The following is a 23911-nucleotide window of genomic DNA, read 5'->3' as shown; positions in this document are numbered from 1 at the left end:
GGGAGCCTGCTAGAAAGGCCCCCTGGTTCCCTGTCAGGAGTGCCTGCTTGTCCCACGCTTCAAAGCCGGTCGTCGATGATCGCGTTCCCCTCGCGGAGGCCCACGGCCCCGCCACGCACAAGCCCTATGTGTCGCCAGAGCAGTCGCCCGCCGAGCTGACGATCCGCGGGCTGGTGCTCGGGTCGGTGCTGGGCATCGTGTTCGCCGCGTCGTCCGTGTACCTGGCCATCAAGGTGGGCCTCACGGTGTCCGCGTCCATCCCGGTGGCGGTGCTCTCCATCGCCATCTTCCGGGCCCTGGGGCGCTCCAGCATCCTGGAGAACACCATCGTCCAGACGACGGGCTCCGCGGGTGAGTCGCTCGCGTTCGGCGTGGCGGCGGCGCTGCCCGCCCTGCTCATCCTGGGCTACGACATCAGCCTCACGCACGCGTTCCTCACCGCGGCCCTGGGCGGCGTGCTGGGCGTCCTGATGATGATTCCCCTGCGCCAGGGCCTCATCGTCCAGGAGCACGGAAAGCTCACGTATCCGGAGGGTACCGCGAGCGCGGACGTGCTCATCGTCGGCGAGCAGGGCGGCACCAACGCGCGCACGGTCATCCTGGGTTTCATCATCGGTGGCGTCTACAAGTTCGCCTACTCCGGGATGAAGCTCTTCAAGGAGGCCATCGGCATGCCCATCAAGGGGCTCAAGGCGGCGACGCTCTCCACGGAGGTGTCCCCGGAGCTGCTGGGCGTGGGCTACATCATCGGGCCGCGCGTCGCGTCCATCACCTTCGCGGGCGGCGTGCTCAGCTACCTCATCCTCATCCCGATGGTGTCCTTCTTCGGCAGCGGCATGGACACGCCGCTGCTCGTGCACAACGGAATGCTCATCCGGGACATGTCGCCGGATCAGATCCGCAACGCGTACGTGCTCTACATCGGCGCGGGCGCGGTGGCGACGGGCGGCCTCATCAGCCTCATCCGCTCCCTGCCCACCATCGTGGGCGCCTTCAAGCGCAGCGTGGAGACCCTGCGCGCCTCGCGCACCCAGGGGCCCCTGCCCACGGTGCTGCGCACGGATCAGGACCTGCCCATCACCGTGGTGCTGGTGGGCAGCGCGCTGCTCATCCTGGCCATCTGGCTTGCGCCCCCGCTGCACGTGAACTTCATCTCCGCCATCCTCATCGTCATCTTCGGCTTCTTCTTCGTGACGGTGAGCGCGCGCATCACGGGTGAGATTGGCAGCTCCTCCAACCCCATCTCCGGCATGGTGGTCGCGACGCTGCTCGTCACCTGCCTCGTGTACCTGCTGTTCGGCTGGACGTCGTCGCCGGACCGCTTCATGGCCCTCACCACGGCGGCCATCGTGGGCATCGCGGCGTCCAACGGCGGCACCACCGCGCAGGACCTGAAGACGGCCTTCCTCGTCGGCGGCACACCCAAGAAGCAGCAGATCGCCCTCTTCGTCGGCGTGCTCACCAGCGCGATGTTCATCGGCCTGGTGCTGGTCCTGCTCAACCAGGGCGCCACCGCGGTCATCCCGGAGTCGCACCCCGGCGTGCAGGTGACGGAGATGTCCACGGAGACGCGCACCCAGCACACGTACCGCTGGGCCGTGTCCCAGGACGCGCTCACCCAGCGCGGCATGACGCCCGCGCTGCTCAAGCGCTCGCTGTGGGCGGAGCGCCTGGACGCGGTGCCCGCGGAGGGCGCGCTGGAGCTGCGCAGCTGGCGCCCCATCCCGGCCACGGAGCTGGCGGGGATGACGCTGTCGTCGGCCACCGGGCCGTCGCTGAGGCTGTCGGACGCGGGGCTCGTCACCGCGGGACCGGACCGCATCTACAAGGAAGGCTTCGTGCGCGGCGCGGACACGCCGGTGCCCGCCGGCCGTTACCTCGTGGATGACACGGGCAGCATCCAGTACGTGGTGGACCCGGGCATCGGCGGGCGCATCAGCGAGTACGAGGGCCAGACGCTCACGCGCTACTCGGCGCCCAAGGCGCAGCTGTTCGCGCTCATCATCGACGGCATCCTCACGCAGCGGCTGCCTTGGGACCTGGTGCTGCTGGGCGTCTTCATCGCGCTGATGCTGGAGCTGTGCGGCGTGTCGTCCCTGCCCTTCGCGGTGGGCGTGTACCTGCCCATCAGCAGCAGCGCGCCCATCTTCGTGGGCGGCATGGTGCGCCACTTCGTGGACAAGCTGCGCGGCGGCAGCGCGGCGGAGTCGGAGTTCTCCCCCGGCACGCTGATGTCCTCCGGCTACATCGCGGGCGGCTCCATCGCGGGCGTGCTCATCGCCTTCCTGGAAATCGCCAGCGACGGCACCTGGACGCGCGCCATCAACCTGCCCGCCCTCTTCGGCCACGAGAACGCCATTGGCGCCTTCCTCAACGCCGTGGGCGAAAGCGAGCTGGCGCACCCCACCTGGTCCAACGTCTGGGGCCTGGTGTTCTTCGCCGCCCTCACCGCCGTGCTGTTCCGCTCCGCCCTCAAGGGCAAGAGCGGCGCGGAAGCCCCGCCCCCGTCGCACTGAGGCAGGCGCGGAACTGAGTGCCCTCCCCCGCCAAAGCGCGCGGGAGGGCCGCTACAGCCCGGGCACCGAGGGAGGAACCTCCGCCCCGTCTCCCACCGCATCCGGCCCCTGCGCGCAGACGTACTCGGCGCGCAGCGGGGCCACGATGCCGAAGGTGAAGACGTACACGATGGGGCTCCACCACGGCCAGTACACGTCCACCCGCGACAGGCCGTGCCGGCACTCGCCCGCGGCCACGTCGGACGTCGTCAGGCCCGCCACGAAGCTCGCCCCCATGCGGCCCTCGGGGGCGCCGTCGCGCGGCGCCGGGCTTCGCACGCTCATGCGGAAGCACCCCGTCAGGGACGTCAGGACGAGGGCGGACAGGGCCAGTCGCTTCATGGGCGGCACCTCCAGCGAAAACGGGGGCCCTTGCGTAACACACCGGGGATTCCCCGCCAGTCCGCCATCTGTTGCCCAGGTGTCACGCCAAACCCCTGGATTCTGGACGGTTCTGGGATTGGGACGGGGCCTGGGACGGGAGTAGGATGGACGTCTCTCATGGCCCAGCCCCAGAAAGTCACGGACGCGAACGCGAGCGCCGAGGCGGAGCAGTCCCCCGAAGTCCGCGAGAAGGTGGAGCTTGCGCGCACGTTCGCGTTCCACCTGCTCAAGGGCATCAAGCAGATCGGCATGTACCGCCACAACGAGGCGCGCTTCCCGGAGTTCCTCGCCAAGGCGCAGGAGGCCATCTCCGCGTACACGGAGAAGTTCGGCCCGCTGTCGTTGAAGGTGGAGCAGCAGAACTTCACGCTCCACAACGAGGCGCTCTTCACCGAGGAGTCGTCGCTCCCCTACAAGTTCTTCCGCGACGGCATCCGCCAGCTCATCTTCCGGCCGGGGCTGCCGCTGGAAGAGTTGGTCACGCTCACGCTCATCGCGCTGTCGGAGCCGGAGCGCGGCGCGGAGGACGTGCTCGCGCAGCTGTGGCGCGCGGGCATGCAGCAGGTGGAGTACGTGGTGGTGGAGGGCTTCTCCATGGAGGGCGCCTCCGAGGACGAGGTCCAGGTGGAGGTGGACAAGGTGGTGGGCTACCTCTACTCCCGCCTCCAGACGAACTCGGATGACTTCCTGCGCTTCGCGCGCGTGTCCGCGGAGGACCTGGACGCGAAGCTGGACGGCGTGGAGCAGATCCGCGGCCTCGTCGTGGGCGGCCGGCACGCGACGGACGACCTGAAGGCCCGGCTGCAGAAGGACATCACCGAGGAGGAGAACGCGCGGCTGTTCCCCAAGCTGGTGGGCGCGGTGTTCCAGGTGGTGGAAGGCGGCGTGGACGACGCGGTCCTGCTGGAGGAGATCTTCCTGCAGCTGTTGGACATGCTGCTGCTCCAGGACGACTTCGGCACGGTGAACCAGATCGTCCTCAAGCTGCGCGCGCTGTCCCAGCGCGCCGACGGAGGCGACGACCTGGCGCGCCTGCTGTCGTCGTTCCTCCACAAGATGGGCGAGGAGCAGCGCCTGAGCCGGGTGGGTGAATCGCTCAAGACGACGCGCGCGAAGCAGCCCCAGGACGTGACGCGCTACCTCCAGGCGCTGGGCGTGGACTCGGTGCTGCCGCTGCTCAACGTGCTGGAGACGATTGAGCTGCCGGAGAACCGCGCGCTCCTGTGCGACGTGCTGGGCGGCTTCGCTCGCGACCTGCCGGAGCCCTTCGTGGCGCGCCTGCTGTCGGACCGGCCGCAGACGGTGCGCGACATGGTCTACATCCTGGAGAAGAGCAACCACCCGGATCGGGTGAAGATGTTCGCCCAGGTGCTCAAGAGCCCCAACCTCGTCGTCAAGCTGGAGGTGCTGCAGATCATCGGGCGCGGGCGCACGGCGGAGGCACGGCGCATCATCTACGACGCGCTCAACGACAGCGTCTCCCAGGTGCGCATGCTGGCCGCGAAGCTGCTGCCGGAGTTCGACCGTGACAAGGCCTTCCCGGACCTGGTGAAGCTGGTGAGGGACCCGGGCTGGGACAAGAAGACGTCGGATGAGAAGGCGGCGGTGTACGCGGCCATCGGGGCCACCAACCTGCCCGCCGCGCTGTCCATGATGCAGCAGCTGCTGGCGGTGAAGCCGTCGCTGCTCAACAAGCGCCGGGTGATGGAGGACAAGTTCCTGGCCATCCACGGCCTGGGCGGCGCGGGCTCCATCCAGTCCTACAAGTTGTTGCAGGCCGTGGTGGAGGACAAGTCCCAGCCGCTGGACGTCCTCACCGCCGCCCGCAAGGCGATGTATCAGACGCGCAAGGCCCTCTTCGGGGACTCGGCGCTTCCGGAAGAGACGACGTGACGCCATGGCCGACAACCTGAAGATCAGTCACAACCAGGAAGAGAACGTCAACGAGTACGGCCGCGAGCACAATGAGAAGCTCCAGGGCCTCTCGCGCTCCATGCTCGCGGGCCTCTACATGCTCGTGCGCTCCGTGAAGATGTATGACCCGGAGAACGCGGTCTTCGAAAAGCCGCTGCACCAGCTCCAGGACATCATCAACCAGATCATCGGCAAGGAAGGCCGGCTGGAGCTGGCGGGCGTCAAGGACTCCTTCTACCTCAACGGCATGCTGGTGAAGGTGGACCTGAACTCCATCGAGAACCAGCGCTACCTCTTGTCGGAGATGCGCGCCAAGGACGTGGGCGGCATCACGCTGACCAAGCCCGTCACGGTGCAGGAGCTGAAGAACTTCGTCTGGATCTTCAGCAAGGAGCAGTCCACCGCCGCGGAGGAGGACGGCCTCCAGGGGCGCAAGCTGCTCAACATGCGTGTGGCGAAGTTCTCCAAGCTCAAGGAGAAGCTGAACAAGGACATGGACAACCCGGGCGACCAGAAGGTCGACCGGAAGAAGTACGCCATGACCGTGTACGCCCGCGCGGTGTTCTTCCTGCAGAAGTACCTGGAGTCGGTGCGCGCGGGAAAGCCCATTGGCTCATCGCGCGCGCTGCGGCTGGTGCAGGACTTCGTGGACATCTCCTACGACCAGCGCACCCACTTCCTGGGCATGACGACGCAGAAGCGCGAGGACGACTACCTCGTCTACCACCAGGTCAACGTCGCGCTGATGTGCATCGTGTTCGGCGCGGAGCTGGGCCTGACGAAGCCGCAGCTGCGCGACCTGGGCTACATCGCGCTCTTCCACGACGCGGGCATGACGACGCTGCCGGAGGAGCTGTCCACCAAGCGCGGCGCGCTCACCGCGGATGAGAAGGTCACCGTGGCGCGCGCGCCCCTCATCAGCGTGCGCAACATCCTGATGGAGAAGGGCTTCAGCCGCTCCACGCTGTTGCGCGTGGTGACGACGTTCGAGCACAAGACGGACTACGGCACCGCGGTGCGCGACGCGCGCGGCAACATCCAGATGATCATCCCCAAGACGAACCTGGGGGTGTACGCGAAGCTCATCGCCATCTGCGACGCCTACGACGCGCTCACCTCGCGCCGGCCGTACCGGGATGCCTACGGCCCGGAGGTCGCGCTGATGCTGATGTGGACGGAGATGCGCCAGAAGTTCGACCCGGAGCTCTTGTCCGTCTTCATGCGGGTGATGGCCATCCAGCCCATCAAGGTGCTCTCCCGCCGCCAGCAGCAGATCAGCGTTTCCGGGATCTAGTCGCCTTCGCCGGGGCCTTCTTCGCTGTGGGGGGCCCGGCGGGAACGCCCGCCTCCCGCAGCAGCGCCAGCGCCTTGGTGAAGTCCTCCGGCAGGGGGGCCTCCAGCGACAGGGGCTTGTGGGTGCGCGGGTGCTCGAAGGCCAGGCGCCAGGCGTGCAGCGCCTGACGGCCCAGCAGCTCCTGCGCCTCCGCCACCGCGCCCTTGGCCTTGCGGCCCGCACCGTAGAGCGCGTCACAGAGCAGCGGGTGACCGGCTTCGGCCAGGTGCACGCGGATCTGATGCGTGCGGCCGGTGAGCAGGTCCACCTCCACCAGGGCGGCGCCCTCGAAGGCCTCGATCACGCGGTACAGGGTGATGGCGGGCTTGCCCTCCTTCACCTTGCCGGTGAAGCGCTGGCGGTGGATGGGGTGGCGGCCGTAGAGCGTCTCGATGCGGCCTTCCGCCTGGGGCACGCCGTGCACCAGCGCCAGGTACGTCTTCTGGACCTCGCGCGTCTTGAAGGACTTCTGGAGGGCCACCAGGGCCTGCTCGTGCTTGGCGACGACGAGGCAGCCGGTGGTGTCCTTGTCCAGCCGGTGCACGATGCCCGGGCGCAGCTCCCCGCCCACGCCGGCCAGGTCCTTCACGCGGTGCAGGAGCGCGTTGACCAGCGTGCCGGAGGCGTGGCCCGCGCCGGGGTGCACCACCATGCCGGCGGCCTTGTCCACGACGACGAGGTCGCGGTCCTCGTGCAGCACGGACAGGGGCAGCGCTTCGGCCTGGGGGATGGCGGCGACGGGCGCGGGGATGTGGACGGAGAGCCGTTCCCCTCCGCGCAGGCGCTGCGCCACCTTGCCGGGCTTGCCGTCGGACAGCACGTGGCCGTCGGCGATGAGGCCCTGGAGGCGGGAGCGGGTGAGGTCCGGGAACGCGCGGGCCAGGTACTGATCCAGGCGCTCTCCCCGGGCTTCGGGGAGGGCGAGGTGCTCGCGCGTGTCGGGTGAGGCCACGGAGCGGGTGACTACCAGATCTTCGACTTCACGTGCGCCTTGGAGCGCAGGACGATGTCGTTGACGGCGCGCTCGAAGAAGTTCGCCTGGGTGCTGATCTCCTGGCTGACGCGGCTCTTGTAGAGCGCACGCCCCTCCTCCAGCTCCTCCTTGAGGACCTCGAAGAGGTTGTCCTGCTCGATGCCCTTGATGATCTTCTGCTCGTTGTAGAGCGAGATATCCGAGGCGATCGCGCGGGCCAGACGCATCGCCTTGACCTTTTCCTCTTCCGTCATCGTGCCATTACTTAGGCACCCACCCCCTGCGAGTCAACTTTCCTGATGCGCGGCGTGACGGAGGGCCGCCCTCCAGGTCAGCGGCCCGACTTGGGGGGTTTCTCGGAGAACAGCGCCAGGTAGCTCTTGGACACGCGCAGGGGGTCCAGGCCCAGCTCGCGGGCGAGGTTCATCAGGATGCCGCGCAGGTACACGGGCGGGGGCAGCGCGGTGTAGCGGTCCGCCTCCACGTTCTCCAGGTGACGCACGGAGATGCGGGTGCGGTCGGCGAGCTGCTGGATGGACAGGCTCCGGGCCTCGCGCACGCGGCGCAGCAGTTCGCCGTTGAACTCGGCGTCCGCCGGGATGTCCACACCCCGGGGGCGGGCCTCCTTGACCCGGGCGGCCACCTGCGCCAGCGCGGACTCCGCGGTCGCGATGGCCGCGTCCTGGGCCAGCACCTGGGCCTCCCCCAGCTTCCGGGGGACGGGGATCTTCGCCCCCGGGACGGGACGGGTGTTCGCGGAGGGACGCGCGTCGATGGGGCGCGCCGTGAGGGGGCGCACGGCGGCACGCGAGGCCCCGGTGGCCGGCGTCCGCGACAGGGCGGTGGAGGAGACCTCCGGGGTCGCGTCGGGGGTGCTCGGGGCGCGGGCGTCCGGGACGGGGTTCGGATCCGACTCCCCCGGGGCCGAGGCGGCGATGGGCGCACTGTCGCCGGCCGGGGTTTCCGGCTGGGTGGAATCAGTCGAAGCGGGCGTGGCGCTGGCTTCGGTGGGCGTGCCGGAGTTCGGAGGCGTCACCGGGGCGACCGACGACGCGTCCGCCGTGGCCGGGGCTTCCGGGCGGTCCGACACCGGAGTGGCGGAGGCCACCGCAGGGTCCGAAGCGGAAGCGGTCGTCACTGGGACGGCAGCCTCCGGATGATCCGCCGTGGAACCGGCGGCCGAAGAGACAGCCCCGTCCGCCTGCTCCGACGTGGGGGCCGCTGGCGCGTGCTCGCGGAGCGGCTCAGGAGCAGCCGGAGTCGAGGCAGCGGCGCCCGCGCGCTCAGAGCCGGAAGCACCGGGCGTCGAGGCAGCGGCGTCCGTACGGTCCGAACCGGAATCATCAGGCTTCGAGGCGGCGGCGCTGCCCGCTTCAATGCTCGCGACGGCGGGCGCGGCTTCGACAGCGTTCGCGGCCGGGGCTTCCGAGGCCAGTACCGCATCGGCTTGTGACGAAGCCCGGGGGCTCGTCTCCACGGGCACCGGAGCCGAAGCCCCCCTGCCCTGCCCGCGCAGCGGACCGGCGGGGACGTAGACGAACGACAGGCTCCGGGTGAACGACGCGCGGAACGCATCCACCACCGCCACGCCACCCACCATCACCGGCTCGGGGGTCACGCCGGACGCGTCCTCCCCTGGGGCCTCCTGCCGCTTCGACTCCTCACCCCGCATCCGCTCCTCGCTCTTTCCGGGCGTCCCGCTCGCGCGCGGGGCCTCCTCTTCATTCACGGATGCCACGGCCTTCAGTCGCGACTCCGCCTCCACCCTTTCGGCATCCACGGCGCCCGCGGCCTTCGCCAGCGCGGCAGCGGCCGTCGCCAGGGCCTCCGCGACCCGAGCGGCCGAGTCCGCCTTCTCCACGGCCCCCGACGCCACGGTCGCCTTCGCGAGCCGCTCCGTCGACAGCCCCAGCGAACGGTCATACTCGACGCGCAGGTCCGCGTCCGTGAGCATCTCCATCGCTTCGGTCATCTTCTCGCGCAGCGCATCCACCTGCTCCGGGTCGCCCAGCGCGTACACCGCGATGGAGTCCGGCGAATACAGCTCCATCAGGCGCTGATGGGCCGCGCGGATGTCGTCGTCGGACGCCGAGGGCGGGACCTCCAGGAGCTCGTAGTAGGTCTGCTGCGCGAAGGGCTTCATGGGATTGCGGACTCGGAGGAAAGGCCGTCGAGCGACAGCAGACGCGTGGCGATGCGCTGGAGACCCAGGGACACGGGCGAGTCGGGACGCTCGATGAGCACCGGCTTGCGCTTGCGCACCGCACGCCACGCTTCGTCGTCGTATCGCAGCGCGCCCAGATCATCCATGTCGATGCCAAAGAACTTCTTCCAGGCGGCCACCATCGCGGCGCCCACGTTGGCATCCGCGTCGGTGCGCGCCTGGTTCACCACCAGCCGCACCCGGAACGACGCCAGCTCCCGCTCCAGCCGCTCCGCGTCCGAAGGCGCCTTCTTGCGCACCTGCGCGACCACGTCGTGCAGCGTCCGCAACCCACCCTCACGGGTAGACAGCGCGCCCTCCACCAGGTCCTGGATGCCGTACTGCGCCTCCACCTGCTGGAGCTTGCGGAAGAAGGCCGCCTTGACGAAGCGGTACGCGTTCTCCACCGACGTGGGCTCCGGCAGCACCACCAGCAGGCCGTGGTCCGCGAGCAGGAAGAAATCCAGCGTGTTGAAGCTGGTGCCCGCGCCCAGGTCCAGGATGAGGTAGTCCGCCGTCTGCGCGAGCAGCGTGCGCAACAGCTTCTGCTTCTGCGCGTACTTGAGGTTCGCCGCGTCCAGCGAGTCCTGCGCGCCAGCGATGAGCGACAGCCCCGGCACGCCGGTGGAGACCATCACCTCTTCCAGGTTCCCCTTCCCGCGCCGCAGGAAGTCCGACAGCGTGGACTCCGGAGGCCCGACGCCCAGGCACGTGTGCAGGTTGGCCCCGCCCAGGTCCGCGTCCACCAGCAGCACCTTGTGGCCGGCCTGCGCGAGCGCGACGCCCAGGTTCGCGGACACCATCGACTTGCCGATGCCGCCCTTGCCGCCGCCCACCGCGATGATCCGGCGGGAGCGGGCCCGACGCGCCAAGCCGGCGGGGCCCGATGAAGCCACGGTGTCAGGCTCCACGGCACTCAAGGGACGCGCCGGCGCGCTGGCCAGCGAGGCGGGAGCGGATCCGGGGGGCGACAAGGGGGCGGGCTTCACGGAGGCTCGCATCAAAACCCGTCCTACCGCCCGAGTCGACACCCCGCCATTTCGCGACCTCTCTCAGCACGGTACTCCGCCCGCGCCCCGACGCCCGGAGGGTCGGGGGGCAGGCGACCGGAGGGCCGGTCGGTGTCACTCGTCGAGCAGTTCGACGTTCCAGTACGAGATGTCCGCCAGGTGCAGGAACGGCAGCCACTCCCGGTACGTGACCTTGCGGATGGCGCCACGGAACAGCGGCGTCCAGCGCGGGCGCACGGGCTTCTTGAGCAACCGCATCCCGGCCTGTTCCGGTGTTCGACCGCCCTTCTTCAGGTTGCAGGGGACACAGGAGCACACCACGTTCTCCCAGGTGGTCTTTCCGCCTTGGGTGCGCGGGTTCACGTGGTCCAGGTTCAGCTCGCTGCGAGGAAGCTGCTTGGAGCAGTACTGGCAGGTGTCGTTGTCACGCGCGTAGATGTTGAGGCGCGAGAAGCGCACCTTCGCGCGGGGCAGGTGGTCATACGCGCCGAGCACGAGCACGCGGGGCACGCGGATGGTGCGGTCGATGGTGGTGATGCTGTCCTGCGTGGCGCTCAGGGCGGCCCAATCTTCGAACTCGTACAAGCGGTACTGCGCGTCAATGGCCTTCGCGACGCCCTGATACAGCAGTGAGAACGCCCGTTTTACCGACGTCACATGAACCGGTTGATAGTACCGGTTGAGCACGAGCACGGCGCTGTTGATCATGGCTGGCTTCCCGAACGGGCGGCCGCCACGGATTGCGCGACCACACCCAGGTCCTCCTCTGAGAGACACCGGACGTCGAGAACCACCTCGCCATCCGCGATCCTGCCAATAACCGGCACCTCGCCGCTGCGCAGACGTTCCAGGAATACTTCCGGCGCTCCAACGGTGAGGCTGCAAGCGTAGGAAGGCAACCGGGCCAACGGCATGGCCCCCCCTCCCACCTGTCCATCCACGGACACCGCCCGTGCTGTGACACCGTGCGCTTTGAGCAAACTCAACAAGCGGTCAGCCCGGGCGCTCAACACCTCTGGCTGCTGGACGAGCAGGCTTTGCGTGGGAACCGCTTCGGGGCGGCCATCCCGGTACAGCTCGAGCGTCGCTTCCAGCGCGGCGACCGTCATCTTGTCGACACGCAATGCGCGTGTGAGCGGGTGGGATTTGATGCGCTGGAGCAGGTCCTTCCGGCCCACGATGACGCCGGCCTGCGGTCCACCCAGAAGCTTGTCGCCAGAGAACGCTACCACATCCGCGCCGGCGCTGATGGCGTGCCCCACCGTGGGCTCCGGTGTGAGCCCCGGCCCGACCAGGGGCACGAGCGCTCCAGAGCCCAGGTCCTGGAACACGGGCACGCCGCGGGCCCGGCCCAACTCGGTGAGTTCCGCGAGGGAAGCCTCTTCCGTGAAGCCGACGAGGGCGAAGTTGGAGCGGTGCACCTTCACGATGAGGCCGGTGTCAGGGCTCAGGGCATTGGCATAGTCCGCGCGGCGGGTGCGGTTGGTGGTGCCCACCTCCACGAGCTTCGCGCCGGACTGGCGCATGACGTCCGGCACGCGGAACCCACCGCCGATTTCGACAAGCTCGCCGCGTGACACGACACACTCACGGCCGGAGGCGAGCGCGGCGAGGACGAGCAGCACGGCGCCCGCGCAGTTGTTGACCACGAGCGCATCCTCCGCGCCCGTGAGCGTGCGCAGGAGGCCCACGAGGGGCGCGTACCGGCTGCCGCGCTCTCCTTCGTCCAGGTCGTATTCCAGGTTGGAGTAGCCCCGCGCGACGGCGACGACGCGCTCCACGGCTTCGGGAGCGAGCGGCGCGCGGCCCAGGTTCGTGTGCAGCACGACGCCGGTGGCATTGCGAACCGGCCGAAGGTTCGGCGTGGCCAGGGACGCGAGCGCGGCCTCCACGTCCGCGTCCTCGAAGGGCCGCGCGTCACCGTCCAACAGGCGCGCACGCACGCGTTCGACGGCGAGCCGCAGGGCCGCCACCGCGCGCGCATGAGGAAGGTTCGCGAGCCGGGGCTCCAGCGACGGCCGCCGCAGGAGTTGTTCGATGGAGGGAAGGTTGCGCAGAAGCGCGTTCTTCCCTTCGGGGGGTTTCGACGCAGCGCCCATGGTCCCGGAGTCTAACCGGAGCACGGCCCGACACGTGACCTTCAGCCGTCCGTCTGAGCCCCCTTCCCAGCAATCACATCACAAAACCGTCATCGCCAGACAGACGCCCTTTCGGCGTCCATCACCACCCCCCATAGGGCACGGTGATGGCCTCCATGAAGTGGCCCGAAGGATCCTGGAAATAGACCCCTCGGCCGCCATCGTGGGTGTTGATTTCGCCGGAGCGCTGACCACGCGGGTCGGCCCAGTGCTGGATGCCGCGCTCACGGATCTTGGCGATCAACGAATCGAACACATCGTCCGACACAAGGAAGGCATAGTGCTGGCCCGGAATGTCGCCGTCGGTCTGCATGTAGTCGAGCGCCACTCCGTCGCCCAGCTTGACCGCCAGGAAGTGCCCGAAGGGCTGAGGCTCCGGAAGCCCCAGCAGCTCCGCGAGGAAGTTCGCGGAGCGCACCTTGTCCTTCGCGGCAACAACGGTGTGATTGAAACGGACGGTCATGGATGGAGCCCCCAAAGAGCCCCCATCCATACCATCGCATCTCAAGGGATGCCCAGAGTGCGGGCACTCACCCTGTCTGCTTGAGCGCCTGCGGCCACAGCTCCGCCAACGCGGCGCGCAGGCCCGTCGCACTGGGGAAACGGTCCTCGGGCCGCTTCTGCATCAATCGCAGCACGAGCTGTTCGAAGGACTCCGGCAGGTCCGGACGCAGCTTCCGGAGCGGCGCCGGTGCCTCCTGGACGTGCAGGAACATCAGCGGCACGGGCTGCGCGTGGCGGAACGGCAACTGCCCCGTGAACAGCTCATACGCCACCACGCCCAGCGCATACAGGTCCGTGGCCGGTGACACCCCCGTGCCCATCACCTGCTCCGGCGCCATGTACTCCGGCGTGCCCAGCGTCGCGCCCTGCGCCGTGGCGCCCACCACATGCGTGCTCTTCGCGAGCCCGAAGTCCATCAGCTTCAGCACCCCGGTGCGCGTGATGAAGAGGTTCCCGGGCTTCACATCCCGGTGCAGCACCCCGTGCGCATGCGCATGCTCCAGCGCCACGGTGGCGTGCGTCAGCCACCGCAGGGCACTGGCCAACGTGGGACGCCCTTCGAGCAGCATCTGCCGCAGGTCCCTGCCCTCCAATAACTCCACCGTCAGGTAGTGCCGCTCCCCGTCCCAGCCCACGTCGAAGACATGCAGGATGTTGACGTGCTCCAGCGCCCGGGCGTGCTCCACCTCCTGCCGGAAGCGCGTCACCATCGCCTCGTCCGCGTGGGGCACCGCCAGCACCTTCAGCGCCACACGCTGCCCCTTCTTCAGGTCCAGCGCCTGGTACACCGTCGACGTGCCTCCCACGCCCAGCCACTTCTCCACCCGGTAGCGCTCCGCCACCACCTGCCCTGGAACCAGTCCCAGGGCCGCGGGCCCAGGCGGCGTCACCGCGCCTTGAATCAACGTGCCCATCGGGGACATCGGCGGCGTCACCTGATGGAACGTCGCCTCCGTCCCGTCCGACACCGGCGTCCTCTCGGGCCGTGGATACCCCTGCGCGTCCAGCTTCTCCGCGCTCAGGTACGTCACACCCCCGGAGTCCTCATCCTTCAAACGCACCAAGTCCCGCTCCCCTCTCAGGATTCCAGCAGGGAGACGGGGGCCGGCGCGCCGGTGCCCTCGATGTCCAGGTGCGGCGTGGGCAGGTTGTATTCAGCGGCGGCGATGGTGGCCTCCACCAGGATGGGGCCTGAAATCTCCTGCGGCTCGCCCTGGCAGAGGACATCCACCACGTGCTCCAGGGTCCACTTGCCCATCCGGTGCACTTCCAGCCGCTTGCCATTGAACCGGGCCGTGTCCGACAGCTGGTCGCTCGCGTTGAGCTTGGCCTCCACGGAGTCCCCCAGGTAGCCGCGTGCCACCGCCAGCACCCGGTCCACCACCGTGTTCCAGGCCTGGAGGAACGAGCGGTCCTGCGCCTCATCGATGATGTCCAGGCCCACCTGGAGCCGCTCCATGCGCTCCAGGAACTGCTGCACCAGCTTGCCCCGGATGACGCGGCCGTGCTGCGGGGCGATCATCTCCACCGCGGGCGTGAGCTTGCGAATGGCCGCCACCGCGCGCACCAGCGCCGAGTTCACCGGCATGTAGATCTGATGGAACGCCCGGATGCCCGTCCAGTCGGACTCCTCCGCCCACAGGCCCTGCGCCTTGGAGTCCGTGAGCCCACCGAACAGGTCCCCGGTGAAGAGCACGCGCGTGTGCGGGTCATAGAGCATCACCGCGCCCCGGAAGTGGCAGAAGGGCGACGGCACCGGCAGCAGCTTGTGCCCCGTGGGCACGCTCAACCCGTTGGAGAACTTCTCCGTGGGGATGAAGCGGTTGCGCGGCAGGTTGAAGTGGACGATGAGCCGCCACGTGTCCTCCGAGCACAGGATGCTCGCGCGCGGCGAATAGCGCGCGGAGATGATCGCCGCCGACGAACCCACGTCCGGATCCTGGTGGTTCACGAAGAGCGCGGACAGCCGGTCCATGCCCCCAATCAGCGACACCACCTTGGTGTGGATGGTGGAGAAGTCGCTGCTCGACCCGGGGTCGATGAGGAGGTTGAACTCGGAGGGTTTCTTCGTGCGCACGTCCGTGCCGCGAAAGCGCCGCAGGTACGGGTTGGCGAAGAAGATGCCGCCGGGCTCGCGCTTCCCGACCCAGAAGGTCTCGGGGGCGATTTCCACGGCGGTGCGGTTGAGGTCGGAAGGTGGATTCGGGGCGGGAACGTCGCTGTGGCTCATGGCGTGTTGTCCTTCACGCAAACGAGAGGGGGGAGGACTGCCCCCAGAGCCTATCAGCCCGCGTCCACCCCGACTGCCTGAATCCAGGCGCAGCGGACAGCGACATGAGCCTCGCTTCTCGCTGCCCTCCCCTCAGTCAATGAGGACCAGACGAGTCCCCAATCCGGAGACCGCCCTCAAGGGGCTTCCTTCGAGATGCCGATGTGGCGCTTCGGGAAGGGAACGGGCTCCGCGGAGTCGTGATACTTCGTGAAAACCAGGGTGTTCCGCTCGCTCCGGCCCTGGTTCGCGCCCAGCAACTCCTGGAAGCGGCCGACCAGCTCCTTCAGGTCGGGCAGCTCATGGACCCACGCATCCGGAAGCAGGCTCAGGTAGTCACCGCCGTTGTACCAGAGGTTCACGCTCTCCCCGACGACGGCGACCTCGTGGAAGGAGTGATAGCCCTTGGTGATCATGACGGAGTACGCGGCGTAGAAGCACTTGAGCAGGTCCTCCCGCTTCGCATTGTGCCCCGCCCACTTCAGGGTGATGAGGTAGGTGCCCATGCCTCCGGAAATGCCGCCAATCATCGGCATGTCCAGCCGGTGCATCGCCACCGACGCCTCATCCAGGGCATTCCCGGTGCTGTCCATGGGGCGCCACAACCCCACACCCGTGGTGTTGAAGAAGGGAGGAATCAACATGTCCTCCACATACCCGAGGTAGGGATTGGAGACGTCGATGGTGCGGTTGCCCTGGACCGCCCAGACGCCGCCGTACTTTCCGCTGTAGTTGGTGTGCACGGTCAGCGAGTGGCCAGGCCCGGTGTGCTGCCGCTCCTGCCGCGAAACCGAGGGGTTGCCCTCCTTGACGGGATCGAACCAGCCCGGCTTGCCCGCCAGCTTGTACTTCGCCCAGTCCTCCATCATGTGGCTGATGAGCCAGGTCGTATCGCTGCCCGTGAACCGGAGGCCCTCCGGCGTGAGCTTCGCGACCGGGGCAACAGCGGAGGCGGACGGCTTGGGCGCGAACTTGTGCGGACGCGTCACGAAGTCGCCAAAGTTGTAGATGGCGGTGAGCTGTTCCTCGAAGAAGTTCTCGTAGTTCTCCGGCAGGAACACCCGCTCGTAGTACGGCACCACCTGGGCATCCGGGATGACCTTGACGTTCGTGTCCGTCACGATGGGATACGCGATGGGCCCATTGTTCAGCTTCCGGGTGTTGTACGCCTGCACGGCGTTCGCATCGCCCTGGAAGCACTGGAAGAGCGCCTTGTCCGTATCGGAAGCCTTCGCGCGAAGGCTTCCCAGGACGATGGGCTTGAGGGTGGCGAGCGCCCTCAGGACGTTCTCCTTGAAGAACGCCTTGTTGCGGAACAGGACGGCCGCGAGCGCGCTCTCGAAGGCCACCTTCCAGCACGAGTTCATCATCACGTCGTGGTGGCTCTCCGCGCCGGGCCCCATCAGGGCGCTCCGGCCCCGGACCACGTCCTGGACCGTCTTGCGGAACAACATGTCGATGTCCGCGTCACGTTCGCTGATGAGCGGCTGGTTCGCGCTCGCCTGGGCGACGTTGAACTGGCTGACCAGTTGCTGCTTGGACAAGGGCGTGTTCGGGTCCAGCGTCCTCCCCAGCCCCGCGAGGAATTGATGGAGCGCCGCCCTCTGTCTTTGATTCATGTCGCCCTGCCTCCAGTCCACGCGTGACGTCCGGGACCAGCAATCAGGGTTCCATGACACGACGCCGGACACCACGACCTGGCACAACGGTCCGCTTCACGCCGGTCCCACGGCGCCGCGAGCGCGGCGCATGGGACCGTCGTGTCAGGAAGGACTCAACCCCAGGGCCGCAGCCAGAGCATGTACCCGGCGAGTCCCAGCTGGACCCCGAGCGTCATCAGCGATCCCACCATCTGGACGCGGCTGGCGGCGATCAGCCCGAACGCATGCGCTCCCCGTGCGACGAGCAGCGCGCCGCCAAACGCATGGAGCGCCATCGAGTTGCCGCCGCACAGCTCCGTCACCAGCAGCAGCAGGAGTGCCAGGGGCACGTTCTCCACGTTGTTGCCGTGCGCGCGGATGGCGGCGATGAGGTCGGCGTGTCCTCCGTCACCCCGCCACAGGTTGTACCTGCCGCGCACCCGGCTGACGTTGATGCTGAGCCCCATCGTGAGAAAGACATTGAAGGCGGCGTAGAGCGCCGTCACGGGGACCGCGAACAGGTGCGTCCCCAGCAAGGGATTCGTCAAGGGGTGTTCCTCCACGACAAGAAGTGCAGGACCGTAGCCGTTCCCAGCCCGTCATGGAGGCCCATGTCACGCCCCCGGCTTCAGCGGACGCCGGATTCCACGCCCGGACGGTCGTCGAACAACTGCACCCAGCGGCCATCGAACCCGCCGTTGGCCGGCAGGTACCACGCGCCGGGCAGCCAGAAGCCCTGCTCCACGCCGTCCGACGAGTCCGTCACGCCCGTGTGCACGAAGTAGTCGTGCTGCCACCAGTACGCATTCGTCGAAGCCGCGTACCCGCTGGCGCTCGCACGCGTCTGGCCCCGCGAGTCCACCACCGTGCTGGACCAGGACCTGTCGTGGAAGACACTGGACCCGCCGCCGCCCGTGTCCGACGCCTTGTCGTTGAGCTCGAACGTGCCGAAGAACCACTTCTTCGACGGGTAGCCCTCGCGGTCGTCCTCGTTCTCGATGTCGCGCGTCTTCGTGAAGAAGCGCTGCAGCCCCGGGCTCACCTCCGCCAGTCCCGCCTCGTTCACGATGGGGCTCTCCAGCAGGAAGGTCTCCGACGCGGAGGGCAGCCAGTGCGTCGCGTAGCCGCCCTGCTCCCAGTGCGTGGGCAGGATGTCCGCGATGTCCTGCAGCTCGTACGTCACCCGCTTCACCGCGGGCCAGTTGGCCGTGCTCCCGTTGTCGTAGCGGGTGGCCAGCGCGTCCGCCGTCGCGTACCGCACCGGCTGCGCGTTGAACGCCGCCACCGCCGCCGCGTCGTCCTCCGGCACGAACGCGATGTGCAGCTTCTTGCGGCCGTCGTCGTTGTTCACATCCGCCTCCGCCTTCCCGCCCGTCGCCATCCGGCCCGCGAAGAAGGAGTACGGCTCGGTGACGAAGCGCAGCTCCTGACCGTGCGCCGCCAAGAGCTTGTCGGACCACTCCGCCTGCCAGATGAGCAGGTGGCTGCCCGTGCCCGTCTGCATGAACTGGAGGTCCGTGCTGCCCTTCCGGCGCACCACGTTGCGCTTGTGCTGCGTCACCACCGCGTACGCCACGGACTCCCCGCTGCCCGGGTTGCCCACCACGTTCTTCACCTGCAGCTCCACCCGCTCCCAGTCGTGGAGCTGGTAGTCGCCCGCCGCGTTCTTATCCAGCGCGTGATACAGGTGATACACAAGGATGAGGTTCTTCCCCCCGTCCATGTATTCGATGAGCGACGTGTAGAGCGTGGGCCGGATGCGCCACCTGTCGAAAGCGCTCGGCCCCGCACGCGACGCGTCCACGTACTGCGGGATCTGCTTCCAGTGCAGCTTGTTGTTGGAGAAGTCCCCGTCCTGGTCGAAGTCGAAGTTCGTCAGCCAGTCGTAGCCGTGCCGGCCGTCGTTCGCGTTCGCGCGCTTGAAGATGAGCGGCGCGTAGTAGCGCAGGAACGCCTGGCGCTGCTCCTTCGTCAGCGACCAGCTCTGCGCCGCGGCCACCGCGGGCCAGCACAGGCCCGTCAGCATCACCGCCAGGACGACGAAGGGACCGACTCTCTTCGGAAGTGGGTTCATGGGCGGCCGAGGAAATCACGGCCCGCCCATCCCCCTCCATGAAGAATGCTCGAATTCAGGCTTCAGCCTGGATTCCGCACTTTAACGCGATGCGCTGGGCATCACCGGCACCTTGGGCACGCGACCGTAGAGAAGCTGGTACGTGTTGTAGGAGCGCAGCACGCGCTTGATGTAGCCGCGCGTCTCCGCGATGGGGATCTCCTCCACCCACGCGTCCAGCGCCAGGTCGGGGTTGGCCGAGCGCCACCGGTTCACCGCGCCGGAGCCCGCGTTGTAGCTGCCCACCGCGTAGGGCGTGTGGCCTTTGAACTGTTTGATAAGCCCGCCCAGGTAGTGCGCGCCGAAGCGGATGTTGAGCTCCGGCTGGAGCAGCGATTCCACGGTGAACTTCTTCACCTTCAGGTCGCGCGCCACGCCCTTCGCCGTCGCCGGCATCAGCTGCGTGAGGCCCATGGCGCCGGCCCAGGAGAGGGCCTTGGGGTCCAACGCGCTCTCCTCGCGCATCAGCGCCTGAAGCAGGTCCGGCTCCACGCCCGCGGGCACGGTGTGCTTCTCGATGAGGTCGCGGAAGGCATTGGGATAGGCCACCTCCCACACCGGCCGCGTCTGCGCGGTGATGCGGCCGCTCAGGTCCTTGCGCAGCGCGAGCCGCGCGATGGCGTGCGCCGAGCGCGCATCCCCGGACTGCGACAGCACCATCACCAACAGGCGCATGGACTCCGGCGGCTGGCTGGAGCGGTTGACCAGCATCAGCTCCGAGGACACCGAGTCCGGGAAGCCCAGGCGCAGCAGCTCCACGCCCGCGCGGAAGTGCGGATCCTCCCCCATGGGCCCGGCGAACATCGGCCAGGGGCTGGCGGACTCCGGCACCTCGAAGATGGACGCCGACACGCGCTCCAGCCGGGGCTTGTCCAGCTCCCCCAGCTTCGAGCGCGCCATCAGCCCGTAGTAGGTGGCCGGGTGCTCCACCGCGAGCTGCTCCATCAGCTCCGCGGCGCCCTGGATGTTGCCGCGCTCCTCCAGCGTGCGGGCCCGCCAGTACCGCGCGCGCTCCACGTCGTAGGACTCGTCCGCGGTGGCGAACTGCGCCTCGATGCGGTCCAGGAAGGAGAAGCCCCCGTCCTCCGCCTTCGACGTGCGCGCCACCCAGAACGCCTTGAACAGCGCTTCACCCAGGAAGTCGCCCTTGGGGTACAGCCGCGCCAGCTCGTCCAGCCGCGCCATCGCCTCCTTGGGCCGGGACGTCTTCACGTACAGGTCCGCCGCGTAGAAGAGCGCGTCGTCCGCGAACGAGTGGTCCGGGAACTCGCGCGCCAGCCGCTCGTACGTCTCCGTGCCGCGCGCCTGATCCACGATGGAGCGCGACGAGCCTAGCACGTACAGCGCGCGCGCCAGCAGGTCGCGGTCCTTGCACTGCTCCACCACGGGCGTCAGCACCTGGATGGCCCGCGTGTGCTGGCGCTCCTTGCGCTGGCCCTTGCCGAAGGCGAAGTGCGCCTTGCACGCCAGCGCGTCCGGCAGCTTCAGCGACGGCAAGAGCGGCTCCAGGATGGCCAGGCCCTGCTTGTTGCGGTGCGCTTCGATGAGCGCCTCCGCGCGGCCCACCTTCGCGTCCAGCGGCGGCGTCTGCCCCTTGAGGCGCTTCTCCACCTGCTTGACGATGGGCGACAAAGGCTGGCTTGCCCACAGGCGCCAGAGCGCGGCGCGCTCCGCGTTGCGGTCCTTCTTCTCCACCGCGAGGTCCGCCGTGGCGATGAGCGCCTCGGCGCCCACGTTGCGGCCCCAGCCCGTCATCGCGCGCAGGGTCAGCGGCGTCAGCGCCTCCATGGCGCCGTCGTAGTCCTTCTTCTTGCGCAGCACGCGGGCCAGCCCCAGGCGCGCGTCCACGTACATCCGCGAGTCCGCCGGCACCTGCTTGAAGCTGGCCGCCGCGTCGTCCAGCCGGCCCTGGGACTCCAGCGCCACGCCCGCGTGCGTGAGGCAGCGGTCCTTCAGCGCCGGGTAGTCGTTGGCCAGCGCCGCCATCTCCGTCGCCGCGGCCTTGTCATCCCCGGCACGCACCGCCGACAGCGCGCGCAGGTAGCGCACCGGAGGGCTGTCGCCCTCGCCCTCCAGCAGCGTGCGCGCCTTGGTGTACTGGCCCTTGTCGAACGCGTCCTTCGCGTCCTTCTTCTTGCCCTCGCCGAAGTACGGCGTCAGGTCCTCCAGCCCGTAGCGGCGGCCCCGGTGCACCACCGGCGTGGGCGGCGCGAGGCCGGGGAACGCCGGGTTGAGCACCTGCACGTAGCCCCCCGGCAGCGGGGCCTTGTCCGCGTCAGGCGGCGGCGAGAGCTGCGCCTCCGACGGCGCGCTGTCCGTGCGCGTCGTGGGCGCCTGATCCGTGTCGTCCGTGGACGCCGCGCCCGCGAGCCCTGTCGGGGCCGTGGCCGGAGCCTGCGCCGGTGCCGGCGTCACGACCGGCGGCGTGGCGGCCTGCGTCGCAGCGGCCGGGGGCGCGGTGGAGACGGTGGGGGCGGGAGCCTGCGCGGACAGGAGGGCCGCGGAGGCGAGAAGGGCGAGATGCTGGAGGGAGACTTTCATTCGCGGGGGCCTCGGGGACCCTGGGTGATGCGCTCGGGCACGCCCGAGGACAACTGGGGGCACATGGAAAATTTCCAGCCCCCGTCAGAGGTTAGACTGTCCGCCTGCACATGGATATCCGCACACAGAGCGCACTGCTTGCTTCCATCATCGGCCTGGCGCTGGGCGTGTCCATGTTGTTGCGCCCCGGCCGTCCACGGGTGCTCACCCTCTACTCCGTCTTCACGCTGACGGTCGCCGGGTACTACCTCAGCCTCTTCTTCCACAGCATCTTTCCTGCCCAGGACTACCCCTGGGTGTCACGCATCGCACTCGGGTCCACGGTGCTCGTCGTCTCCCTGGTGCCCGGGGCGGCGGTCTCCTTCTTCCTCGAGTTCCTGGGCGTCAGCAAAGGCACCCATCTGGTCGGTCGGCGGCTCGCCCTCCTGTCCGCCGTGCTGGGGCTCACCGTCGCCGTCACGCCGTTGGCGGACAAAGCATGGGCGCGGGTGGCGATGGGGACCTGGGTGCTGGGGGCCCTGTTCACCTCCGTGTCGCTGCTGGTGCACCGGGTGCGGACGACGGAGTCGCGCATCGAGCAGTTCCGGCTGGCGTACCTGGCCATCGGCGCGGGCGCGGCGGTGCTGTTCTCCGGCCTGGACTACCTCTCCCGCTACGACATCCCCTTCCCCACGCTGGGCCCCGTCTTCGCGACGCTCTACCTGTTCTTCCTCGCGCAGACGCTGTTGCGGCTGCGGCTGATGGACCTGCACGAGCTCCTGGGGAAGATCGCCTCGCAGACGGTGCTGGCCATCATCCTGGCCGCGGTCTTCACGGTGCTCACCGCGTGGGTGGACGAGAACACGTCCCTGTTCGTCTTCAACACGGTGGTGGCCGCGTTCGTCATCCTCATCCTGTTGGATCCGCTGCGCGCCAAGGTGGAGGAGATGGTGGTGCGCATCTTCTTCCGCGAACGCTTCGCCCTGCTGGGCACGCTGGGCGCCCTGCGCGTGCGGATGACGGCGGTCATTGAAATCTCCGAACTGGCCCGCGTGGTGCTGGACGCGCTGCACGAGACGGGGCGCGTGACGCACGCGTCGGTGTACCTGATGGCGGAGGACCGGCCCGGCTACCGGCTGCTGGACTCGCGCGGCCCCCTGCCAGTGCCGCTCCTGGACACGGCGGCCGCTCGCGGCGTGCTGTTCGCGGTGGCCAGCGGGCAGAAGGCGGTGCTGCTGGAGAACGTGGAGCGCCGCATCTCCGTGATGCGGGTGCAGGCGGTGGAGGGCAAGCGCTTCCGCGATGAGCTGAAGCGGCTCAACGACACGCGCGCGGCGCTGCTCCAGATGCGCGCGGGCATCAGCGTGCCCCTGATGAGCAACGATCGGGTCATCGGGTTCCTGAACCTCTGGGATGAGCGGGTGCCGGAGGCGTACGCGTCCGATGAGATCGCCCTCATCCTGGAGGTCTCCGAGCGGATGGCGACGGTGCTGGAGAACTCCAAGCTGTACGAGAAGATCCGCGAGCGCGACCGTCTGGCGGCGCTGGGTGAGATGGCGGCGGGCCTGGCGCATGAAATCCGCAACCCGCTGGGCGCCATCAAGGGCGCGGCGCAGTGCCTGGACCCCAAGAAGCTGCCGGGCGAGGACGGCGAGTTCCTGGACGTGATTGTCGAGGAGGTCAACCGGCTCAACGGCGTGGTGACGGCCTTCCTGGACTACTCGCGGCCGCTCAAGCAGAGCTTCGGGCCCACCGACCTCAACGAGGTGGTGACGCGCACGATGCGGCTCATCCAGAACGACATGCCGGCCTCGGCGGAGCTGGCGGTGGAGCTGGACCTGCGGCTGCCGCGCGCGGACGGCGACGCGGAGCAGCTCAAGCAGGTGCTCATCAACCTGGTGCAGAACGCGGTGCAGGCAATGGGCTCGCAGAAGGGCTGCATCACGGTGCGCACGGAGAAGCCGGAGCGCTTCGGGGACTTCCGCAGCGCGGCCGGCGAGTTCGTGGAGGTGCGCGTCACCGACAACGGCCCGGGCATCCCGGTGGATCAACAGCCGCACATCTTCGTGCCCTTCTTCACGACGAAGCAGAAGGGCACGGGGCTGGGGCTCGCCATCTGCCAGCGCATCGTGAAGAACCACGGCGGCAGCATCAGCGTGCAGAGCAGGGTGGGCGAAGGCACCACGTTCGTCATCCGGCTGCCGGCGCTTCCCGCGGAGCAGACGGAGGGCGCGCTCCAGCCACACGTGCCGCTCCGGTGAGACCACGAGGTGGAGGCCGGCCACGAAGTCCTGCATGGCCCCGAAGGTCAGGGAGGAGCCGTGCGTACCCGTCCCAATGGCGCCGGCGATGGTC

18 protein-coding genes are annotated in these 23911 nt (G+C 68.7%); 4 read left to right on the top strand and 14 right to left on the bottom strand.

What is annotated here, in order from left to right; translation table 11 throughout:
• Window positions 1–47 precede the first annotated feature (47 nt).
• Window positions 48–2516 (top strand): OPT family oligopeptide transporter, encoded by a 2469-nt coding sequence (locus D7Y13_RS10840; RefSeq protein ID WP_120583833.1) that lies wholly within the window; start codon window positions 48–50, stop codon window positions 2514–2516.
• Window positions 2517–2567: 51 nt separating this feature from the next.
• Here D7Y13_RS10840 and D7Y13_RS10835 read toward each other — a convergent pair whose 3' ends face one another.
• Complete coding sequence (locus D7Y13_RS10835; RefSeq protein ID WP_120583832.1) at window positions 2568–2897, bottom strand: hypothetical protein; 330 nt, start codon at window positions 2895–2897, stop codon at window positions 2568–2570.
• 159 nt (window positions 2898–3056) lie between these two features.
• Here D7Y13_RS10835 and D7Y13_RS10830 point away from each other — a divergent pair, with 159 nt between their 5' ends.
• Together D7Y13_RS10830 and D7Y13_RS10825 are read left to right on the top strand one after the other, a co-directional pair.
• Entirely contained in the window at window positions 3057–4832 is a 1776-nt protein-coding gene (locus tag D7Y13_RS10830; protein ID WP_120583831.1) for a HEAT repeat domain-containing protein, read from the top strand.
• Between the two features lie 4 nt (window positions 4833–4836).
• The gene (locus D7Y13_RS10825) at window positions 4837–6147 is read left to right on the top strand and encodes an HD-GYP domain-containing protein (protein WP_120532977.1); all 1311 of its coding nucleotides are present in this window, start codon (window positions 4837–4839) and stop codon (window positions 6145–6147) included.
• On the opposite strand, the gene D7Y13_RS10820 is transcribed toward D7Y13_RS10825, so the two are convergent.
• The 13 genes from D7Y13_RS10820 to D7Y13_RS10760 all read right to left on the bottom strand — a co-directional run bounded on the left by D7Y13_RS10820 (window position 6128) and on the right by D7Y13_RS10760 (window position 21577).
• Complete coding sequence (locus D7Y13_RS10820; protein ID WP_120583830.1) at window positions 6128–7138, bottom strand: RluA family pseudouridine synthase; 1011 nt, start codon at window positions 7136–7138, stop codon at window positions 6128–6130. The genes D7Y13_RS10825 and D7Y13_RS10820 overlap by 20 nt on opposite strands.
• Before the next feature lie 11 nt (window positions 7139–7149).
• Window positions 7150–7413 (bottom strand): hypothetical protein, encoded by a 264-nt coding sequence (locus tag D7Y13_RS10815; protein ID WP_120532975.1) that lies wholly within the window; start codon window positions 7411–7413, stop codon window positions 7150–7152.
• Window positions 7414–7490: 77 nt separating this feature from the next.
• Window positions 7491–9302, bottom strand: a complete 1812-nt coding sequence (locus D7Y13_RS10810) for a helix-turn-helix domain-containing protein (protein ID WP_120583829.1) — start codon at window positions 9300–9302, stop codon at window positions 7491–7493.
• Window positions 9299–10363 carry a P-loop NTPase gene (locus D7Y13_RS10805; RefSeq protein WP_120583828.1) on the bottom strand — a complete coding sequence of 355 codons (1065 nt, stop codon included), beginning with the start codon at window positions 10361–10363 and terminating at the stop codon, window positions 9299–9301. The genes D7Y13_RS10810 and D7Y13_RS10805 overlap by 4 nt, the downstream gene beginning before the upstream one ends.
• A 123-nt stretch (window positions 10364–10486) precedes the next feature.
• On the bottom strand, window positions 10487–11080 hold the full coding sequence (locus D7Y13_RS10800) for an HNH endonuclease (RefSeq protein ID WP_120532972.1): 594 nt from the start codon (window positions 11078–11080) through the stop codon (window positions 10487–10489).
• Window positions 11077–12471 (bottom strand): L-seryl-tRNA(Sec) selenium transferase, encoded by a 1395-nt coding sequence (gene selA, locus D7Y13_RS10795; RefSeq protein ID WP_120583827.1) that lies wholly within the window; start codon window positions 12469–12471, stop codon window positions 11077–11079. Before selA ends, D7Y13_RS10800 begins: the two co-directional genes overlap by 4 nt.
• A 121-nt stretch (window positions 12472–12592) precedes the next feature.
• A complete protein-coding gene (locus tag D7Y13_RS10790; protein ID WP_120583826.1) occupies window positions 12593–12973 on the bottom strand; it encodes a VOC family protein in 381 nt (126 codons plus the stop codon).
• 67 nt (window positions 12974–13040) lie between these two features.
• The gene (locus D7Y13_RS10785) at window positions 13041–14075 is read right to left on the bottom strand and encodes a serine/threonine-protein kinase (RefSeq protein WP_370451678.1); all 1035 of its coding nucleotides are present in this window, start codon (window positions 14073–14075) and stop codon (window positions 13041–13043) included.
• Window positions 14076–14092: 17 nt separating this feature from the next.
• On the bottom strand, window positions 14093–15244 hold the full coding sequence (locus D7Y13_RS10780) for an oxygen-binding di-iron domain-containing protein (RefSeq protein WP_120532969.1): 1152 nt from the start codon (window positions 15242–15244) through the stop codon (window positions 14093–14095).
• A gap of 176 nt (window positions 15245–15420) precedes the next feature.
• The gene (locus D7Y13_RS10775) at window positions 15421–16902 is read right to left on the bottom strand and encodes a hypothetical protein (protein ID WP_120583825.1); all 1482 of its coding nucleotides are present in this window, start codon (window positions 16900–16902) and stop codon (window positions 15421–15423) included.
• A gap of 155 nt (window positions 16903–17057) precedes the next feature.
• Window positions 17058–17471 carry an MAPEG family protein gene (locus D7Y13_RS10770; RefSeq protein WP_120583824.1) on the bottom strand — a complete coding sequence of 138 codons (414 nt, stop codon included), beginning with the start codon at window positions 17469–17471 and terminating at the stop codon, window positions 17058–17060.
• An 80-nt stretch (window positions 17472–17551) separates the two neighbouring features.
• A complete protein-coding gene (locus D7Y13_RS10765) occupies window positions 17552–18997 on the bottom strand; it encodes a hypothetical protein (RefSeq protein ID WP_120583823.1) in 1446 nt (481 codons plus the stop codon).
• Between the two features lie 81 nt (window positions 18998–19078).
• Entirely contained in the window at window positions 19079–21577 is a 2499-nt protein-coding gene (locus D7Y13_RS10760; protein ID WP_120583822.1) for a transglycosylase SLT domain-containing protein, read from the bottom strand.
• A 110-nt stretch (window positions 21578–21687) separates the two neighbouring features.
• Here D7Y13_RS10760 and D7Y13_RS10755 point away from each other — a divergent pair, with 110 nt between their 5' ends.
• A complete protein-coding gene (locus tag D7Y13_RS10755) occupies window positions 21688–23817 on the top strand; it encodes a GAF domain-containing sensor histidine kinase (protein WP_244222340.1) in 2130 nt (709 codons plus the stop codon).
• The last annotated feature ends 94 nt before the right edge of the window (window positions 23818–23911 follow it).

This window comes from Corallococcus praedator (assembly GCF_003612125.1).
GTDB lineage: Bacteria > Myxococcota > Myxococcia > Myxococcales > Myxococcaceae > Corallococcus > Corallococcus praedator.
Note: the sequence above shows the minus strand (reverse complement) of the source record. Positions and strands in the feature narration are given on the sequence as shown.

Coding starts and splice junctions, on each gene's coding strand:
- D7Y13_RS10800 (WP_120532972.1), bottom strand. CDS start 11,080: ATGATCAACAGCGCCGTGCTCGTGCTCAACCGGTACTATCAACCGGTT.
- D7Y13_RS10805 (WP_120583828.1), bottom strand. CDS start 10,363: ATGCGAGCCTCCGTGAAGCCCGCCCCCTTGTCGCCCCCCGGATCCGCT.
- D7Y13_RS10815 (WP_120532975.1), bottom strand. CDS start 7,413: ATGACGGAAGAGGAAAAGGTCAAGGCGATGCGTCTGGCCCGCGCGATC.
- selA (WP_120583827.1), bottom strand. CDS start 12,471: ATGGGCGCTGCGTCGAAACCCCCCGAAGGGAAGAACGCGCTTCTGCGC.
- D7Y13_RS10825 (WP_120532977.1), top strand. CDS start 4,837: ATGGCCGACAACCTGAAGATCAGTCACAACCAGGAAGAGAACGTCAAC.
- D7Y13_RS10775 (WP_120583825.1), bottom strand. CDS start 16,902: ATGAATCAAAGACAGAGGGCGGCGCTCCATCAATTCCTCGCGGGGCTG.
- D7Y13_RS10765 (WP_120583823.1), bottom strand. CDS start 18,997: ATGAACCCACTTCCGAAGAGAGTCGGTCCCTTCGTCGTCCTGGCGGTG.
- D7Y13_RS10755 (WP_244222340.1), top strand. CDS start 21,688: ATGGATATCCGCACACAGAGCGCACTGCTTGCTTCCATCATCGGCCTG.
- D7Y13_RS10790 (WP_120583826.1), bottom strand. CDS start 12,973: ATGACCGTCCGTTTCAATCACACCGTTGTTGCCGCGAAGGACAAGGTG.
- D7Y13_RS10760 (WP_120583822.1), bottom strand. CDS start 21,577: ATGAAAGTCTCCCTCCAGCATCTCGCCCTTCTCGCCTCCGCGGCCCTC.
- D7Y13_RS10835 (WP_120583832.1), bottom strand. CDS start 2,897: ATGAAGCGACTGGCCCTGTCCGCCCTCGTCCTGACGTCCCTGACGGGG.
- D7Y13_RS10780 (WP_120532969.1), bottom strand. CDS start 15,244: ATGAGCCACAGCGACGTTCCCGCCCCGAATCCACCTTCCGACCTCAAC.
- D7Y13_RS10830 (WP_120583831.1), top strand. CDS start 3,057: ATGGCCCAGCCCCAGAAAGTCACGGACGCGAACGCGAGCGCCGAGGCG.
- D7Y13_RS10810 (WP_120583829.1), bottom strand. CDS start 9,302: ATGAAGCCCTTCGCGCAGCAGACCTACTACGAGCTCCTGGAGGTCCCG.